This window comes from Streptomyces sp. NBC_00354 (assembly GCF_036106915.1).
Lineage (GTDB): Bacteria > Actinomycetota > Actinomycetes > Streptomycetales > Streptomycetaceae > Streptomyces.
Genome location: NZ_CP107983.1, coordinates 5665279 through 5682416 on the forward strand (window position 1 = coordinate 5665279; position 17138 = coordinate 5682416).

Genomic DNA, 17138 nt, shown 5'->3' on the forward strand with positions numbered 1-17138 from the left:
CATGAGTCTGTTCCGCGACGACGGCATCGTGCTGCGCACCCAGAAGCTGGGTGAGGCGGACCGCATCATCACGCTGCTGACCCGAGGCCACGGACGGGTGCGGGCCGTCGCCCGCGGAGTGCGCCGGACGAAGTCCAAGTTCGGCGCCGGGCTGGAACCTTTCTCCCACGCCGACGTGCAGTTCTTCGCCCGGGGCAGCGAGCTGATCGGCCGCAGCCTCCCGCTCTGCACCCAGACCGAGATCATCTCCCCGTACGGCAACGGCATCGTCACCGACTACGCCCGCTACACCGCCGGCACCGCGATGCTGGAGACCGCCGAGCGGTTCACCGAGAACGAGGGCGAGCCCGCCGTACAGCAGTACCTGCTGCTGATCGGCGCCCTGCGCACGCTCTCGCGCGGGGAGCACGAGCCGAACCTCATCCTCGACGCGTTCCTGCTGCGCTCGCTCGCCGTCAACGGCTACGCGCCCAGCTTCACGGACTGCGCGAAGTGCGGGATCCACGGCCCCAACCGGCACTTCTCGGTCGCCGCGGGCGGGGTCGTCTGCGGGGACTGCCGGGTGGCCGGCAGCGTCGTACCCTCGTCTGAGGCCATCGCCCTGCTCAGTGCGCTGCTGACGGGCGACTGGGGGCATGCGGACGCCTGCGAGGCGCGGTACGTGCGGGAGGGCAGCGGGCTGGTCTCCGCCTATTTGCACTGGCATCTGGAGCGCGGGCTACGCTCCCTGCGATACGTCGAGAAATAGGAGCTGGGCACATGGCACGACGCGGGATTCTGGGACGCTCTCGCCGGGAGTACAAGGTTCCCGAGCCGCACCCGTCCGGTGAGCGCCCGCCGAAGATCCCCGGCGAGCTCGTCCCGAACCACGTCGCCGTGGTCATGGACGGCAACGGCCGCTGGGCCAAGGAGCGCGGCCTGCCGCGCACCGAGGGCCACAAGGTCGGCGAGGGCGTCGTACTCGACGTGCTCAAGGGCTGCCTGGAGATGGGCGTCAAGAACCTGTCCCTGTACGCCTTCTCGACGGAGAACTGGAAGCGCTCGCCCGACGAGGTCCGCTTCCTGATGAACTTCAACCGCGACGTCATCCGGCGCCGCCGCGACGAGATGAACGAGCTGGGCATCCGGATCCGCTGGGTCGGCCGCATGCCGAAGATGTGGAAGTCGGTCGTCCAGGAGCTCCAGGTCGCCCAGGAGCAGACCGTCGACAACGACGCGATGACCTTGTACTTCTGCGTGAACTACGGCGGCCGCGCGGAGATCGCGGACGCGGCGCAGGCGATCGCGCGGGACGTGGCCGCGGGCAGGCTGGACCCGTCGAAGGTCAATGAGAAGACCTTCGCGAAGTACATGTACTACCCGGACATGCCGGACGTGGACCTGTTCCTGCGGCCGAGCGGCGAGCAGCGGACCTCCAACTACCTGCTCTGGCAGAGCGCGTACGCCGAGATGGTCTTCCAGGACGTGCTGTGGCCGGACTTCGACCGCCGCAACCTGTGGGCGGCCTGCCTGGAGTACGCCCAGCGCGACCGCCGCTTCGGCGGCGCCGTCCCGAACCAGGCGGAGCCGGGTCCCAAGGCCTGATCCCCTGAGCTCTCCGCTTCATGAGTCGAACCCGGCGGTGCTGATCACCGCCGGGTTCGTCATGTGTGTCCTGGGTCTGGGCCGCTCTTAGGCGGAGGCGGCAGCGGCTGCGCAGTCGGCGCAGGTGCCGAAGATCTCCACCGTGTGGGCGACGTTCACGAAGCCGTGCTCCGCCGCGATCGACTCCGCCCACCTCTCCACCGCCGGGCCCTCCACCTCGACGGCCTTGCCGCACTTGCGGCAGACCAGGTGATGGTGGTGGTCCCCGGTGGAGCAGCGCCGGTAGACCGACTCGCCGTCGCTGGTGCGCAGCACGTCGACCTCGCCGGCGTCGGCGAGCGACTGGAGGGTGCGGTACACGGTCGTCAGGCCCACGGAATCACCGCGGTGCTTGAGCATGTCGTGCAGCTCCTGGGCGCTGCGGAACTCGTCCACCTCGTCCAGCGCCGCCGCCACGGCTGCCCGCTGCCGGGTGGATCGTCCTCGTACTGGCGCGGTATTCATCTCGCCAGGCGCAGTCGCCACCGGTTCCTCCTCGTATCGGCCTCGGCCCATTGTGCCAGGCGGCCGACTTCCTTAGACCTTCACATCATCGCGCGTGCAGACCTCTTCGGCGGCACGCGCCGCATTCGCCCGGCGCCGGGCCAGCGGGGTGGACAGTGCGGTCATCACCATGAAGACGCCGATGGCGAGCAGCACGATGGTGCCGCCGGAGGGGGCGTCGATGTAGTAGGTCGCGACCGTGCCGGAGAGCGAGACCAGCACGCCGATCACCATCGCCACCGACAGGGTGGCGGTGAACCCGCGGGTGACGCGCTGCGCCGCCGCGACCGGGATCACCATCATGGCGCTGACCAGCAGCAGGCCGACGATCCGCATGGCCACGGTCACGGTGACGGCGGCGGTGACCGCTATCAGCAGGTTCAGGAAGCGCACCGGCAGGCCGGTGACCCGGGCGAACTCCTCGTCCTGGCAGACGGCGAACAGCTGGCGGCGCAGGCCGAGGGTGACGGCGATCACGAACGCCGCGAGGATCACGACCGCGGTGACGTCCTCGGCCGAGACCGTGGTGATCGAGCCGAAGAGGTAGCTGGTCAGATTGGCCGTCGAGCCGCCCGGAGCCAGGTTGATGATCATCACGCCGCCTGCCAGGCCGCCGTAGAAGAGCATGGCGAGCGCGATGTCGCCGCTGGTCTTGCCGCGGGAGCGGATCAGCTCCATGCCGACCGCGCCGATGACCGCGACCAGGGTCGCCATCCACACCGGGCTCGTGTTGAGCAGGAAACCGAGCGCGACACCGGTCATGGCCACGTGCCCGATGCCGTCGCCCATGACGGCCTGGCGGCGCTGCACGAGGTACGTGCCGATCGCGGGGGCGGTGACGCCGACCAGGACGGCTGCGAGGAGGGCCCGCTGCATGAAGGCGTAGGTGAGGAGGCCCATCAGCTCAGCAGTCCCGTCCGAAGCGGCTCGGCGTCGTGCGCCGCGTGGGGGTGTACGTGGTCGTGGCCGGGCAGGGCGTGCTGGCCCACGGCCTCCGGGGGCGCGCCGTCGTGGACGACGCAGCCGTCGCGCAGCACGACGGCGCGGTCGATCAGCGGCTCCAGCGGGCCCAGCTCGTGCAGGACGAGCAGGACGGTCGTGCCGGCGGCGACCTGCTCGCGCAGGGCGTTCGCGAGGACCTCCTGGTTGGCGAGGTCCACGCCGGCCATCGGCTCGTCCATGATCAGCAGTTCGGGTTCCACGGCGAGCGCCCGCGCGATGAGCACGCGCTGGTGCTGTCCGCCGGAGAGGGCATTGACGGAGGCGTCGGCGTACGGGCCCATGTCGACGAGGGCGAGGGCCCGCTCGACGGCCGCCTTGTCCGCCTTGCGGAGGATGCCGAAGCGGGAGCGGGCGAGCCGGCCGGAGGAGACGACCTCGCGGACGGTGGCCGGGACGCCGCTGGCGGCGGTGGTGCGCTGCGGGACGTACCCGATGCGCGACCAGGCGCGGAAGTGCTTGAAGTCGGTGCCGAACAGCGCCAGTTCGCCGTCGGACAGCGGGACCTGGCCGACGACGGCGCGTACGGCCGTGGACTTGCCGGAGCCGTTGGCGCCGAGCAGGGCGACGACCTCGCCGCGCCGGACGGTGAGGTCGACCCCGCGCAGCACGGGGCGCGAGCCGAGCGAGGCGGTGGCCCCGCGCAGGGATATGACGGGCTGGTCCGCCGCCTCGGCGGGCTGGGACTCCATGGCACGCGCCTCCGTTACTGCCATTACTTGCTACCGAGCGCCTTCTGCAGGTTCTTCAGGTTGGACCGCATGACCTCGAAGTAGTCAGCGCCCTGGGACTTGTCGGTGATTCCCTCGAGCGGGTCGAGGACGTCGGTCTTCAGGCCCGTGTCGGCGGCGAGCGTCTTGGCCGTCTTGTCGCTGGCCAGGCTCTCGAAGAACACCGTCGAGACATTGTCCTTCTTCGCGACGGCCTGGAGTTCCTTCATCCGGGCCGGGCTCGGCTCGGACTCGGGGTCGACGCCGGAGATGCCCTCCTGGTCGAGGCCGTAGCGCTCGGCGAGGTAGCCGAAGGCGGAGTGCGTGGTGATGAAGGTCTTGGACGCGGTGTTCTTCAGGCCGTCCTTGAACTCCGCGTCGAGCGCGGCCAGCTTGCCGACCAGGTCGTCGGTGTTCTTGCGGTAGTCGGCCGCGTGCTCGGGGTCGGCCTTCTCGAGGGTCGCGCCGACGCCCTTGGCGACCTCGGCGTACTTCACCGGGTCGAGCCAGACGTGCGGGTCCTCGCCGGCCTCGCCGTGGCCGTGGTCGTGGCCCTCCTCGCCCTCGGCGTGGCCCTCCTCGCCCTCGTGGGCGTGGTCGTGGCCCGAGGAACCGTGGACCTCCAGCCTGGTGAGCTTGGCGGCGTCGACGACGTGCTTCACGCCGGACTGGGCGACGGCCTTGTCGACGGCGGGCTGGAGGCCCTTGAGGTAGAGGACCACGTCGGACTCGCCGAGCTGCCCGGTCTGCTTCGGGGTGATCTCCAGGTCGTGCGGTTCGACGCCCGGCTTGGTCAGGGTGGCGACCTTCACGTGGTCCTTGCCGATCTGTTCGGCGAGGAACTGCATCGGGTAGAACGACGACATGACGTCGAGCTTGCCGTCCTTGCCGCCCCCGGCGGCCGAGGCTCCGGAGCAGGCGGTGAGGGCCGTCGCGCCGAGGGTGACGGCTCCGGCGAGAGCGGCGGCGGGTATGAGGCGTCGTACGTTCATGACATCCATTTTCATCAAAGATGGAAACGGTTGTCAAAAACCCAGGTGAGGGGCCCGGGGGAGGGGCCGTGGAAGGGGGTCCCGATTTGAAAGGGGGGGTGCGGGCGCCGGTAACCTTGAGTCTTCGCCGTTCGTCCTCGTAATGAAGAGAGCACCGTGGCCGCCGACAAGATCGAAACCATCGTCAGCCTGAGCAAGCGCCGTGGCTTCGTTTTCCCGTGCAGTGAGATCTACGGCGGCACCAAGGCCGCCTGGGACTACGGCCCGCTCGGTGTCGAGCTCAAGGAGAACATCAAGCGCCAGTGGTGGAAGGCGATGGTCACCGGGCGTGAGGACATCGTCGGTATCGACTCGTCCGTGATCCTGGCCCCCGAGGTCTGGGTGGCCTCCGGCCACGTCGCGACCTTCTCGGACCCGCTGACCGAGTGCACCTCCTGCCACAAGCGCCACCGCGCCGACCACCTGGAAGAGGCGTACGAGGCCAAGCACGGCCGCGTGCCCGCCAACGGTCTCGCCGACATCAACTGCCCCAACTGCGGCGTAAAGGGCCAGTTCACCGAGCCGAAGCAGTTCTCCGGCATGCTGGAGACCCACCTCGGCCCGACGCAGGACACCGGCTCGAAGGCGTACCTGCGCCCCGAGACCGCCCAGGGCATCTTCACCAACTTCGCCCAGGTGCAGACCACCTCGCGCAAGAAGCCCCCGTTCGGTATCGCGCAGATGGGCAAGTCCTTCCGCAACGAGATCACGCCGGGCAACTTCATCTTCCGCACGCGCGAGTTCGAGCAGATGGAGATGGAGTTCTTCGTCAAGCCGGGCGAGGACGAGCAGTGGCAGGAGTACTGGATGCAGGAGCGGTGGAACTGGTACCGCGACCTCGGCATCCGCGAGGAGAACATCCGCTGGTACGACCACCCGAAGGAGAAGCTGTCCCACTACTCGAAGCGCACCGCCGACATCGAGTACCGCTTCAACTTCGGCGGCAGTGAGTTCTCCGAGCTCGAAGGCGTGGCCAACCGCACCGACTTCGACCTCAAGGCCCACTCCGCCGCCTCCGGCCAGGACCTCGTGTACTTCGACCAGGAGTCCAAGGAGCGCTACACCCCGTACGTCATCGAGCCGGCGGCCGGTGTCAACCGCGCCATGCTCGCCTTCATGCTCGACGCGTTCAACGAGGACGAGGCCCCGAACGCCAAGGGCGTCATGGAGAAGCGCACCGTGATGCGCTTCGACCCGCGCCTGGCCCCGATCAAGGTCGCCGTGCTCCCGCTGTCCCGCAACGCGCAGCTGTCGCCGAAGGCCAAGGGCCTCGCCGCCGACCTGCGCAAGTTCTGGAACATCGAGTTCGACGACGCGGGCGCCATCGGCCGCCGCTACCGCCGCCAGGACGAGATCGGTACGCCGTTCTGCGTCACCGTCGACTTCGACACCCTGGACGACAACGCGGTGACCGTGCGCGAGCGCGACACCATGAAGCAGGAGCGCGTCTCCCTGGACCAGATCCAGAGCTACCTCGGCAGCCGCCTGCTCGGCTGCTAGGTCCCGCCTGAAAAGACCGGTGGCCCGGTGCGCTGATCGCGCACCGGGCCACCGGTCTTTTCACGTGTAGCGCGGACGGCCCGGTCAGGCCGCGGAGCCCCCGGCCTGCTCGGCCGCGGCGGCGGCCCGCTTCTCACCCTCCGCCTTGGTGCGCTTGACGAAGCGGACCGTCCAGAGGGCCAGGCCGCCGAGCGTCCCGTAGATCATGAAGGGGCTGAGGGCCACCATGGTGGAGGTGTCCAGGACGAACGACAGGACGATCCGGACCGCCGCCTCGATGAGGTAGACCACGCCCCAGACCAGGGTCATGCGGCGCTGGGCGGTGCGGAAGCCCTCGAACCGCCACAGGCCGTTGTAGTACGCCACGCCCGCAGGGGTGCCGTCCGTGCCGAACTTCCGGCCGAAGTAGAACATCAGCGGCCGCGGCGCGAGCAGCGTCCCCAGGCACATGAGCCCGAACAGGCCCGTGACGAAGGAGTCCTTGACCAGCAGGGCCTGGGCGGACTGGGCGCCCACGAAGGGGACCACGGCAGTGATCACCAGGAACACCAGGGTGATGATGGCGATTTCGTCGAGCTTGCGCCGCCAGGCCACCATGATGGCGCTGTCGAGCAGCGGCCAGGCGCCACTGGCCAGCAGCGCGCCGAACTCGCTCCAGCCGTGGTCGTGCAGTTGGTTGTACGTGAGGATCGGCGCGACCACGTTGAGGCCGATGGTCAGAATCCAGCCGAGGGCGGCGGCGCCACCCGAACGGGCCGGAGGCCCGGGCTGCACTGCCTGAGTTGCTTGAGCGGACAAGGTTCCCCCTGGAACGTGCCTGATGAAGTGCGGTAGGGGGACCGTATGGAGTTTGACGGGGGACAGACAAGCCAGACGCGCCCAAAATGATCATCAAGCTGTCCGGAGCGGCTGGTTCCGGACGTTGCGTTGCGTGCGTTGCCGACCCGGTCAGGCGCGCAGGCCCCGGATCACGAGGGCGGTGACGGCCTCGAACTCCGTGATGATCGTGGGCGAGAGCCAGTCGGCCGCGTACTGCGGATCGTGGAAACGGCCGGTGGCGTCGAACACCGCCCGGGCGGCGGCCGGCACGTCGGGCGCACTGAGCGCGCCTGCCTCGACACCCTCGGAGATGATCCGGCCCAACTGGTCGATCAGCTGGCTCAGGTGGTGGTCCACCACACCGCTGTTCTCGGCGAGCAGCACCGTGTACGTCGCGAACAGCTCCGGGTCGTCACCGGCCTTGTGCCGCTTGGCCTCGAACAACGCCTCCAGCCAGGCCTCCAGTTTGGAGGGCGCGGCCGCGCCGGGGGCGGAGGCGATCTCATCCAGGCGGACGACGCTCTTGGCGAGCCAGCGGTCGGTGACGGCCTCGCGCAGCGCCGCCTTCGACGGGAAGTGCCGGTACACGCTGCCGTGGCTGACGCCCAGGGCGCGGGCCACGTCCACCACGGTCGCCTTGGTGGGGCCGTAGCGGCGCAGCACCTCCTCGGTGGTCTCGAGGATGCGCTCGGGTGTCAGGGGCTCGGCAGCTGCGGGGGGCATGAGTACGACCGTACCGCCCGCTCAGTGCTCGCTGTCGAGGTGGGCCATCTGCGCTTCCGGGTACCGCTCGCCGGCCGCGGCTCCCGCCGGGACCGCCTCCTCGACGGCCGCCAGGTCCGCAGGGGTCAGCTCCACGTCCATGGCACCCAGTGCCTCGGACAGCCGGTCCCGGCGGCGGGCGCCCACCAGCGGCACGATGTCCTCGCCGCGCGAGAGCACCCAGGCGATCGCGGTCTGGGCGACGCTGACCCCCTTGTCCTCCGCGACCTTGCGCAGGGCGTCGACCAGATCGAGGTTGCGCTGCAGGTTCTCGCCCTGGAATCGGGGGCTCATCCCGCGGAAGTCGCCCGGCGCCAGCTCCCGGTCGCGGCTGAAGTGCCCGCTGATCAGACCGCGGCTCAGTACCCCGTACGCCGTGACGCCGATGCCCAGCTCGCGGGCGGTCGGCAGGATCTCCTCCTCGATGCCGCGGGAGATCAGCGAGTACTCGATCTGGAGGTCCGCGATCGGGGCCACGGCCGCCGCTCTGCGCAGCGTGTCCGCGCCGACCTCGGAGAGGCCGATGTGCCGCACGTGCCCGGCCTCGACGGCCTCGGCGATGGCGCCGATGGTCTCCTCGATCGGGACGGCCGGGTCGACACGGGCGATCCGGTAGATGTCGATGTGGTCCCGGCCCAGGCGCTGGAGCGAGTAGGCCAGGAAGTTCTTGACGGCCTCGGGGCGGCCGTCGTAGCCGGTGAATCCGCCCTCGACGGTGCGCAGGGCACCGAACTTCACGCTGACCAGTGCCTGCTCCCGGGCAGCGGCGGGCGCGGTGCGCAGGGCCTCGCCGATGAGCATCTCGTTGTGCCCCATGCCGTAGAAGTCGCCGGTGTCGAGCAGCGCACTCGCGCCGGTGGGCACGGCGTCCAGGTAGGCGTGGATGGTCGCGATCGACTCGGTGCGGTCGGCCTCCCCGTACAGGGCGGACATGCCCATGCAGCCCAGCCCCAGGGGGAAGACGGAGGGGCCGGTCGAGCCGAGGGTGCGGGTGTTCTCGTTCTTGGTCATGGAACAACCATGGCATGACGGGTGACAGATTTCAATATCTGTCACCCGTCAGGGTTACTGGGCCGCCACCCGCAGGGCGAGCGCCGCCGCGGCGACCAGGGCGAGGATGGCCGCCGGGGCCAGTTCGAAGTCCTTCACGCGCAGGTGGCTGATGACCGCGCCGATGAAGTAGAGGGTCACGCCGACCGCCGCGGCCACGCCCAGCGGAGTCACCCAAAGGCCTGCGACCAGGCCTGTCGCGCCGGCCGCCTTCAGGGTGGCCAGCCGGGGCAGCCAGGCGTCGGGGACCCGGACCTTCTGCATGCTCGCCACGATCGCGTCGTTGCGCCGGAGCGTGAGCGTGGCGGACGCGACCAGGACGAGTGCGAGCAGGCTGGCGACGACGGCGTACGCAATGAACATGAGGAGCTCCAACGATCGGGGGTGTCAAATCATTGAATAGCATCAACGATCGAGCCTACGCAACCATTCCCCGGTTGTTACGATGTCTGATATGACGGCAGCTCAGGAGTCTCCGCACCCACCGCAGCGGCTGGGCCTGCTGCTGGCCTGGCACGGCTCGATCACCGAGACCCGCATGAAGAAGGCGCTCAGCGCGGCCGGGCTCCCCCCACGGCACGCGATGACGCTGATGCGCCTGGAGGACGGCCCCATCGGCCAGCGGGCACTCGCCGAGCAGCTCGAGGTGGACCCGAGCGTGCTGGTCGGCATCCTCAACGACCTGGAGGGCGAGGGCCTCGCCTTGCGCCGCCGGGATCCGGCCGACCGCCGCCGCCACAACGTGGCCATCACCGAGGCCGGATCGGCCGCCCTCGCCAAGACGAACGCGGCCCTCGACGAGGTCGAACTCTCCATGTTCGCCGCGCTCTCGCCGCAGGACCAGGACGCACTGCGCGGCCTGCTGGCCCGGATCGACTCGAACGCCGACGACTTCAACTGCGGCGAGTAGACGGCCTCCTGGACAGCCTGCCCGGTCGTCAGCCGCGCGGCGGAGTTCCGGCCGCCTGCGAGGACGCCATGGCCGTCCGCTCCAGCGTCCGGGCGGTCCGCGCCGCCGTCCCCATGGCCCACCGGCCACTGGTAGCGGCGCCCACGACGAGTGCGAGCAGCCCGCAGCCCGTGATGATCCACCAGGCCGGCCGGGTCGCCTCGACGAAATCGGCGCCGCCCGCCGTCCCGGCCGCCAGGACCGCGCCGATCACGGCCACGCCCAGCGTGCCGCCGGTCTGCCTGCTGGTGGAGGCGACCGCGGCCGCGACCCCCGCCTGGGCCCGGGGCATCCCGGAGACCGCCGTGTTGGTGATGGGCGCGTTCACCATGCCGAAGCCTAGCCCGAACAGCACGTACGCGGTGAACAGCAGCGGTGTCGAGGTCTCCGCGGAGAAGGCGGCGAACAGCACCCCGCTCGCCGCCATCGCCGTCCCCGCGATCAGCAGCGAGGGCCGCGGCCCCCGATTGCCGACCAGTCGGCCCGACAGCGGTGCGCAGAGGAACGTCATCAGGGCCATCGGCAGCATGTAGAGCCCGGCGTCGAGCGCGCTGAGCCCCCGTACGTCCTGCAGGTACAGGGTGTTCAGGAACAGGAACCCGGACAGCGCGGCAAAGGAACTGATCGCTATCACCGTCGCGCCGCTGAACGGAGCGCTCCGGAAGAACCGCGGGTCGATCAGCGGCTCCGGCCGCCGCGGCTCGTGGAACAGCAGCCCGGCCAGCGAGGCCACGGCCAGGGCCGTGCAGCCGAGGATCACCGGCGAGCTCCAGCCGGCGGTCGGCGCCTCGATGATCCCGTACGTCACGGACCCCAGCAGGGCCATGACCAGCAGCTGGCCCACCGGGTCCGGGCGGCGCGGGTGTCCGGCCCGCGACTCCGGGACGAACCGCAGGGTCAGCGCGAAGGCCAGCAGCCCGACCGGGAGGTTGATCCAGAAGATGGAGCGCCAGCCGACCGAATCCACGAGCAGCCCGCCGATCAGCGGGCCCACGGCCATGGAGATGCCGACCACCGCGCCCCAGACGCCGATGGCGCGGGCCCGCTCGCGCGGAGCCGTGAAGGTGTTGGTGATGATCGACATGGCGACCGGGTTGAGCATCGAGCCGCCCACGGCCTGGACCATCCGGAAGGCGATCAGCCACTCCAAGGTCGGCGCCAGCGAGCAGAGCAGCGAACCCGCCGTGAAGACGACGAGCCCCGCGGCGAAGACCTTGCGGCGCCCGATCCGGTCCGCCGTGGAGCCCGCCAGCATCAGCAGTGAGGCCAGGACCAGCGTGTACGCGTCGATCGTCCACTGCATACCGGCGACGGAGGCGTCCAGCTCACGGCGCATCGAGGGCAGGGCGACATTGAGGACGGTCACGTCGAGGCTGACGATGAGCAGGCTCATGCAGCAGATCGCCAGAACCAGCATCCTCCTGCGGCGGCTCGGTTCGGACATGCTTACGATAGTACGCCTAACTAAAGAAATGCGTGCTGTGCTTCGGCTAAGCGACAATGGGGGGATGACCACGCTCCCCCCGCCGCTCGCGATCGGCCCGCACACCGTGCAGCCCCCCGTGGTGCTCGCCCCCATGGCCGGCATCACCAATGCCCCGTTCCGTACCCTCTGCCGCGAGTTCAGCGGCGGCAAGGGGCTGTTCGTGAGCGAGATGATCACGACCCGCGCCCTGGTCGAGCGCAACGAGAAGACCATGCAGCTGATCCACTTCGACGAGACCGAGAAGCCTCGTTCGATCCAGCTGTACGGAGTCGACCCGGCGACGGTCGGCAAGGCGGTCCGCATGATCGTCGAAGAGGACCGGGCCGACCACATCGACCTGAACTTCGGCTGCCCGGTCCCCAAGGTGACCCGCAAGGGCGGCGGCTCCGCGCTCCCGTACAAGCGGAACCTGCTGCGCGCGATCCTGCGCGAGGCCGTCGCGGGCGCCGGCGACCTGCCGGTCACCATGAAGATGCGCAAGGGCATCAACGACGACCACCTCACCTACCTGGACGCCGGCCGGATCGCCGTCGAGGAGGGCGTCACCGCCATCGCCCTGCACGGGCGCACCACCGCCCAGCACTACGGCGGGACCGCCGACTGGGACGCCATCGCGCGGCTCAAGGAGCACGTGCCCGAGATCCCCGTGCTCGGCAACGGCGACATCTGGTGCGCCGAGGACGCGCTGCGCATGGTCCGCGAGACCGGCTGCGACGGCGTGGTCGTCGGGCGCGGCTGCCTGGGCCGCCCGTGGCTGTTCAACGACCTGGTGGCGGCCTTCGAGGGGCGCCCCGAAGACTTCCACAAGCCCACGCTGCGCGAGGTCGCGGCCACCATGCACCGGCACGCCGAGCTGCTGGGCGAGTGGATCGGCGACGAGGCGCGCGGGGTGATCGACTTCCGTAAGCACGTGGCCTGGTACCTCAAGGGCTTCTCGGTGGGTTCCGAGATGCGGAAGAGGCTGGCGGTCACCTCGTCCCTGGCCGAGCTGGATGCTCATCTGAGCGAGCTCGACCTGGACCAGCCGTGGCCCGACAGCGCGGACGGCCCCCGCGGCCGGACGTCCGGAAACAACCGGGTTGTCCTGCCGGACGGCTGGCTGAAGGATCCGTACGACTGTGCCGGGGTGAGCGAGGACGCCGAACTGGACACGTCCGGAGGCTGAGAAACAGCTGACAAATTATGCCGCCGGCGGCGTGACATACGCCACGCATGGGTGGGGTTGCGCTCACATGAGCGCGAAAATCACGGGTAAGACTTCCAAAGGGTGGCACTGGGTGCCACCCTTTGTTTGTTCAAGACTTGAACGCAAATGTATCGATGATCGCTCATCCGAGCGGAAACAAGCCTCAAGAGGCTCTTGATCCTTCGGGAGGTGAACGCTCTTCGTAGGTTCTGGCTACTCATCGGTTACTTTCGATCTGCTGGCGCACGAGTGGTTACAGCCGTATGACGACCAAGTGGACGTACCCAGAAGCCTTCGATCTGGGTATGTTCCTGGCCGTCAGGGCAGCCACCGAGTCCTCGAGGAGTCGAGACCCGTGTCGGAAAACAAAGATCAGAAGTTCGTCTACGACTTCACCGAGGGAAACCGCGACCTCAAGGACCTTCTCGGCGGCAAGGGGGCCAACCTCGCCGAGATGACCAACCTGGGTCTGCCGGTCCCTCCCGGCTTCACCATCACCACCGAGGCCTGCAAGGTCTACCTCGCCAGCGGTGAGGCCCCGGCCGCGCTGCGCGACGAGGTCAGCGCCCACCTGGCCGCCCTCGAGGCGAAGATGGGCAAGAAGCTCGGCCAGTCGGACGACCCGCTGCTGGTCTCCGTGCGCTCCGGTGCCAAGTTCTCCATGCCCGGCATGATGGACACGGTCCTCAACATCGGCCTCTCCGACGAGTCCGTCGTCGGCCTCGCCTCCCAGGCCGGCAACGAGCGCTTCGCGTGGGACTCGTACCGCCGCCTCATCCAGATGTTCGGCAAGACCGTCCTCGGGGTCGAGGGCGAGCTCTTCGAGGAAGCCCTCGACGAGGCCAAGGCCGCCAAGAAGGTCACCGTCGACACCGACCTCGACGCCGCCGACCTGAAGAAGCTGGTCGCCCGCTTCAAGAAGATCGTCGCCAAGCAGGCCGGCCGCGAGTTCCCGCAGGACGCCCGCGAGCAGCTGGACCTCGCCGTCGAGGCGGTCTTCAACTCGTGGAACACCGACCGCGCCAAGCTCTACCGCCGCCAGGAGCGCATCCCGAGCGACCTGGGCACCGCGGTCAACATCTGCTCCATGGTCTTCGGCAACCTCGGCCCCGACTCCGGCACCGGCGTCGCGTTCACCCGCGACCCCGCCAGCGGCCACGCCGGCGTGTACGGCGACTACCTGCAGAACGCCCAAGGCGAGGACGTCGTCGCGGGCATCCGCAACACCGTCCCGCTGGCGGACCTCGAGGCGATCGACAAGGCCTCCTACGACCAGCTCATGACGATCATGACGACGCTGGAGACCCACTACAAGGATCTCTGCGACATCGAGTTCACCATCGAGCGCGGCCAGCTGTGGATGCTGCAGACCCGCGTCGGCAAGCGCACCGCCGGTGCCGCCTTCCGGATCGCCACCCAGCTCGTCGACCAGGGCCTGATCGACGAGGCCGAGGCCCTCCAGCGCGTCAACGGCGCCCAGCTGGCGCAGCTGATGTTCCCGCGCTTCGACGAGGGCGCCAAGACGACCCTGCTCGGCCGCGGTATCGCCGCCTCCCCGGGTGCGGCGGTCGGCAAGGCCGTCTTCGACTCGTACACGGCCGTCAAGTGGTCCCGCTCCGGCGAGAAGGTCATCCTGATCCGCCGCGAGACCAACCCCGACGACCTGGACGGCATGATCGCCTCCGAGGGCATCCTGACCTCCCGCGGCGGCAAGACCTCGCACGCCGCCGTCGTCGCCCGCGGCATGGGCAAGACCTGTGTCTGCGGCGCCGAGGACCTCGAGGTCGACACCAAGCGCCGCCGCATGACGGTCGGCGGAACGGTCGTCGAAGAGGGCGACGTCGTCTCCATCGACGGCTCCACCGGCAAGGTCTACCTCGGTGAGGTACCCGTCGTACCGTCCCCGGTCGTCGAGTACTTCGAGGGCCGCATGCACGCCGGCGCCGACGACGCCGACGAGCTGGTCGCCGCCGTGCACCGGATCATGGCGTACGCGGACCGCGTCCGCCGGCTGCGGGTGCGTGCCAACGCCGACAACGCCGAGGACGCGCTGCGCGCCCGCCGCTTCGGCGCCCAGGGCATCGGCCTGTGCCGTACCGAGCACATGTTCCTCGGTGAGCGCCGCGAGCTGGTGGAGCACCTGATCCTCGCGGACACCGACAAGGAGCGCGAGGCGGCACTGAGCGCCCTCCTGCCGCTGCAGAAGAAGGACTTCGTCGAGCTGTTCGAGGCGATGGACGGCCTGCCCGTCACCGTCCGCCTCCTCGACCCGCCGCTGCACGAGTTCCTGCCCGACATCACCGAGCTGTCGGTGCGCGTCGCCCTCGCCGAGGCCCGCAAGGACGCCAACGAGAACGACCTGCGCCTGCTCCAGGCCGTGCACAAGCTGCACGAGCAGAACCCGATGCTGGGTCTGCGCGGTGTCCGTCTCGGCCTGGTCATCCCCGGTCTGTTCGCCATGCAGGTCCGGGCGATCGCCGAGGCCGCCGCCGAGCGCAAGAACGCCAAGGGCGACCCGCGCGCCGAGATCATGGTCCCGCTCGTGGGCACCGTCCAGGAGCTGGAGATCGTCCGCGAGGAGGCCGACGCGGTCATCGCCGAGGTCGAGGCCGCGACCGGCACCAGCCTCAAGCTGACCATCGGCACGATGATCGAGCTGCCCCGCGCCGCCCTCACGGCCGGGCAGATCGCCGAGGCGGCGCAGTTCTTCTCCTTCGGCACGAACGACCTGACCCAGACGGTGTGGGGCTTCTCCCGCGACGACGTCGAGGCCAGCTTCTTCACCGCGTACCTGGAGAAGGGCATCTTCGGGGTCTCGCCGTTCGAGACCATCGACAAGGACGGTGTCGGCGCGCTGGTCCGCAGTGCGGTCCAGGCCGGCCGGGCCACCCGCCCCGACCTCAAGCTCGGCGTCTGCGGCGAGCACGGCGGCGACCCGGAGTCCGTCCACTTCTTCCACGAGGTCGGTCTCGACTACGTCTCCTGCTCGCCCTTCCGGATTCCGGTGGCGCGCCTGGAGGCCGGCCGGGCCGCCGCCGAGGCGAAGGGCAGCGACAGCCGCTGACCCCTCCACGGCCCTGACAGGGCCTGCTGACTGCGCGTCCGCCCCCGGGTTCCCTGACCCCCGAGGGCGGACGCGCCCATTTTTTGTTGTTCAACAAATCTTTACGCCAGCAGGCGGTGGACGGATCCCCACCCGTCCACCGCCTGCTGTCAATCTGCCAGGCACGTCGGCGCTTCCCGGTGCGACCGACCGCCAGGCCCCGCAAAGCCCCCCACGGCCTTCACGGAGCGTTTCGGTCGCACTGGAGTGTCCCTGGCGGAGTACAGGATTTCGGTTGTCACGCCCCCGCCGAAAGGGGTTTCAACTGTGGCCGAAAGGGCGTGGTGACGTCGTGTGACGGCATGCATACTCATGGGGCGGGGGGATTGCGGTTGCACAGGTGGGGGTTCGGTGCTGCGTATCCATTTCACTGGAGTGGACCTGGCACGCGTACGGATGGCAGGGCGTCCCGATGCGTTGTGGGAAACGATTCTGAGTTTTCACCGCTTAAGAGACCGGCGCGATGCCCGGCTCTTCGGTGAATGGCGTACGGAAACCCGGAGCAGGTTGAATAGTGAAACACGTTTACTTGGTGCGCTCATACCGAGTCGCGGGTATTTTCCCGATTTCCTGACCCCTGTGGAGGGGCAGTACGGGTGGGACGTGGGACTCGACGCCCTGCGCGGGATCCGCCCCGAGCGGATGCGGCGCGAGCTGACGCTGCTGGGCGCGGGCACGGGCGTGGGGGCCGCGTTCGGCATGCCCTCGGCCGTGAGCGGAGGCGCCGACGCGCCGGTCCCGCGGCGGCTGCGGGACTTCATGGACGGCGGCACCAAGCACCTGCCGAGGCTGCTGGGCGAGCTGCGCGGCTACCACCGGGCGGCCGTGGAGCCGTACTGGACGCAGATCCAGGCCCAGATCGAGGCCGAGCGGGCCGCACGCGGCCGGGCCCTCCTCGACGGCGGCGCCGACGAGCTGCTGGCCTCGCTGCCGCCGATGCTGCGCTGGCGGGCTCCGGTCCTGGAGTGCGACTACCCCGTGGACCGCGACGTACGGCTGCGGGGGCGCGGGCTGCTGCTCCAGCCGTCGTTCTTCTGCCGGAAGACCGCGGTGACCCTGCACGACCCGGAGCTGCCCCCGGTGCTGGTCTACCCGGCCGCCGCGCAGCTTGCCTCGGCGCCCACCGGCGGCGAATCGATTCGGCCCCTGGAGGAGCAGCGCCAGCGCACGCTGGGCAAGCTCGTCGGGCACACCCGCTCGGTGGTGCTGCGGGCCATCGGCGACGGCGCCACCACCAGCGAGCTGGCCCGCCGGGCCGGGGTCTCGCTGGCCTCCGCGAGCCAGCACGCCTGCGTGATGCGCGAGGCGGGCCTGGTCACCACCCTGCGCCGGGGCAACGCCGTCCTGCACACGGTGACCCCGCTGGGGGCCGCGCTCCTCAAGGGAGGCGCGGTGGCCTCGTAGCCGCCCGCGGGC

Annotated in this window: 16 protein-coding genes; 7 read left to right on the plus strand and 9 right to left on the minus strand. The window is 69.6% G+C overall.

What is annotated here, in order from left to right; all coding sequences use genetic code 11:
• The first annotated feature begins 1 nt into the window (after nucleotide 1).
• Together recO and OHT74_RS25920 are read left to right on the plus strand one after the other, a co-directional pair.
• Nucleotides 2-748: a DNA repair protein RecO gene (recO, locus tag OHT74_RS25915; RefSeq protein WP_266667193.1), complete on the plus strand. Its 747-nt coding sequence runs from the start codon at nucleotides 2-4 to the stop codon at nucleotides 746-748.
• 11 nt (nucleotides 749-759) lie between these two features.
• On the plus strand, nucleotides 760-1584 hold the full coding sequence (locus OHT74_RS25920) for an isoprenyl transferase (protein ID WP_266667195.1): 825 nt from the start codon (nucleotides 760-762) through the stop codon (nucleotides 1582-1584).
• Nucleotides 1585-1671: 87 nt separating this feature from the next.
• Here OHT74_RS25920 and OHT74_RS25925 read toward each other — a convergent pair whose 3' ends face one another.
• From OHT74_RS25925 to OHT74_RS25940, 4 genes are read right to left on the minus strand one after another with little or no spacing between them, the layout of a single operon-like run.
• Nucleotides 1672-2109 (minus strand): Fur family transcriptional regulator, encoded by a 438-nt coding sequence (locus OHT74_RS25925; protein WP_323139595.1) that lies wholly within the window; start codon nucleotides 2107-2109, stop codon nucleotides 1672-1674.
• A gap of 51 nt (nucleotides 2110-2160) precedes the next feature.
• Nucleotides 2161-3027, minus strand: coding sequence for a metal ABC transporter permease (locus OHT74_RS25930; RefSeq protein ID WP_328621534.1), 867 nt, complete (start codon nucleotides 3025-3027; stop codon nucleotides 2161-2163).
• Complete coding sequence (locus OHT74_RS25935; RefSeq protein WP_328621535.1) at nucleotides 3027-3818, minus strand: metal ABC transporter ATP-binding protein; 792 nt, start codon at nucleotides 3816-3818, stop codon at nucleotides 3027-3029. Before OHT74_RS25935 ends, OHT74_RS25930 begins: the two co-directional genes overlap by 1 nt.
• A 23-nt stretch (nucleotides 3819-3841) precedes the next feature.
• Nucleotides 3842-4828 (minus strand): metal ABC transporter substrate-binding protein, encoded by a 987-nt coding sequence (locus tag OHT74_RS25940; RefSeq protein ID WP_328621536.1) that lies wholly within the window; start codon nucleotides 4826-4828, stop codon nucleotides 3842-3844.
• Between the two features lie 156 nt (nucleotides 4829-4984).
• Here OHT74_RS25940 and OHT74_RS25945 point away from each other — a divergent pair, with 156 nt between their 5' ends.
• Nucleotides 4985-6367 (plus strand): glycine--tRNA ligase, encoded by a 1383-nt coding sequence (locus OHT74_RS25945; protein WP_266667201.1) that lies wholly within the window; start codon nucleotides 4985-4987, stop codon nucleotides 6365-6367.
• 84 nt (nucleotides 6368-6451) lie between these two features.
• On the opposite strand, the gene OHT74_RS25950 is transcribed toward OHT74_RS25945, so the two are convergent.
• The 4 genes from OHT74_RS25950 to OHT74_RS25965 all read right to left on the minus strand — a co-directional run bounded on the left by OHT74_RS25950 (nucleotide 6452) and on the right by OHT74_RS25965 (nucleotide 9361).
• Nucleotides 6452-7165 (minus strand): VC0807 family protein, encoded by a 714-nt coding sequence (locus OHT74_RS25950; RefSeq protein ID WP_266667203.1) that lies wholly within the window; start codon nucleotides 7163-7165, stop codon nucleotides 6452-6454.
• A gap of 150 nt (nucleotides 7166-7315) precedes the next feature.
• On the minus strand, nucleotides 7316-7909 hold the full coding sequence (locus OHT74_RS25955) for a TetR/AcrR family transcriptional regulator (protein ID WP_266667204.1): 594 nt from the start codon (nucleotides 7907-7909) through the stop codon (nucleotides 7316-7318).
• 21 nt (nucleotides 7910-7930) lie between these two features.
• Complete coding sequence (locus tag OHT74_RS25960) at nucleotides 7931-8959, minus strand: aldo/keto reductase (RefSeq protein ID WP_328621537.1); 1029 nt, start codon at nucleotides 8957-8959, stop codon at nucleotides 7931-7933.
• A 54-nt stretch (nucleotides 8960-9013) separates the two neighbouring features.
• Entirely contained in the window at nucleotides 9014-9361 is a 348-nt protein-coding gene (locus tag OHT74_RS25965) for a DoxX family protein (protein ID WP_328621538.1), read from the minus strand.
• A gap of 91 nt (nucleotides 9362-9452) precedes the next feature.
• On the opposite strand from OHT74_RS25965, the gene OHT74_RS25970 reads away from it, so the two are divergent.
• The gene (locus OHT74_RS25970; RefSeq protein ID WP_266667210.1) at nucleotides 9453-9908 is read left to right on the plus strand and encodes a MarR family winged helix-turn-helix transcriptional regulator; all 456 of its coding nucleotides are present in this window, start codon (nucleotides 9453-9455) and stop codon (nucleotides 9906-9908) included.
• Between the two features lie 28 nt (nucleotides 9909-9936).
• Here the strand turns inward: OHT74_RS25970 and OHT74_RS25975 are convergent, their stop codons facing one another.
• Nucleotides 9937-11391, minus strand: a complete 1455-nt coding sequence (locus OHT74_RS25975) for an MFS transporter (RefSeq protein WP_266667212.1) — start codon at nucleotides 11389-11391, stop codon at nucleotides 9937-9939.
• A 64-nt stretch (nucleotides 11392-11455) separates the two neighbouring features.
• Between OHT74_RS25975 and dusB the strand changes: the two genes are divergently transcribed.
• The 3 genes from dusB (at nucleotide 11456) to OHT74_RS25990 (ending at nucleotide 17126) form a co-directional block, all read left to right on the plus strand.
• The gene (dusB, locus tag OHT74_RS25980; protein WP_328621539.1) at nucleotides 11456-12598 is read left to right on the plus strand and encodes a tRNA dihydrouridine synthase DusB; all 1143 of its coding nucleotides are present in this window, start codon (nucleotides 11456-11458) and stop codon (nucleotides 12596-12598) included.
• A 376-nt stretch (nucleotides 12599-12974) separates the two neighbouring features.
• Entirely contained in the window at nucleotides 12975-15683 is a 2709-nt protein-coding gene (gene ppdK / locus OHT74_RS25985; protein ID WP_328621540.1) for a pyruvate, phosphate dikinase, read from the plus strand.
• Between the two features lie 390 nt (nucleotides 15684-16073).
• Entirely contained in the window at nucleotides 16074-17126 is a 1053-nt protein-coding gene (locus tag OHT74_RS25990) for an ArsR/SmtB family transcription factor (RefSeq protein ID WP_328621541.1), read from the plus strand.
• Nucleotides 17127-17138 lie beyond the last annotated feature (12 nt).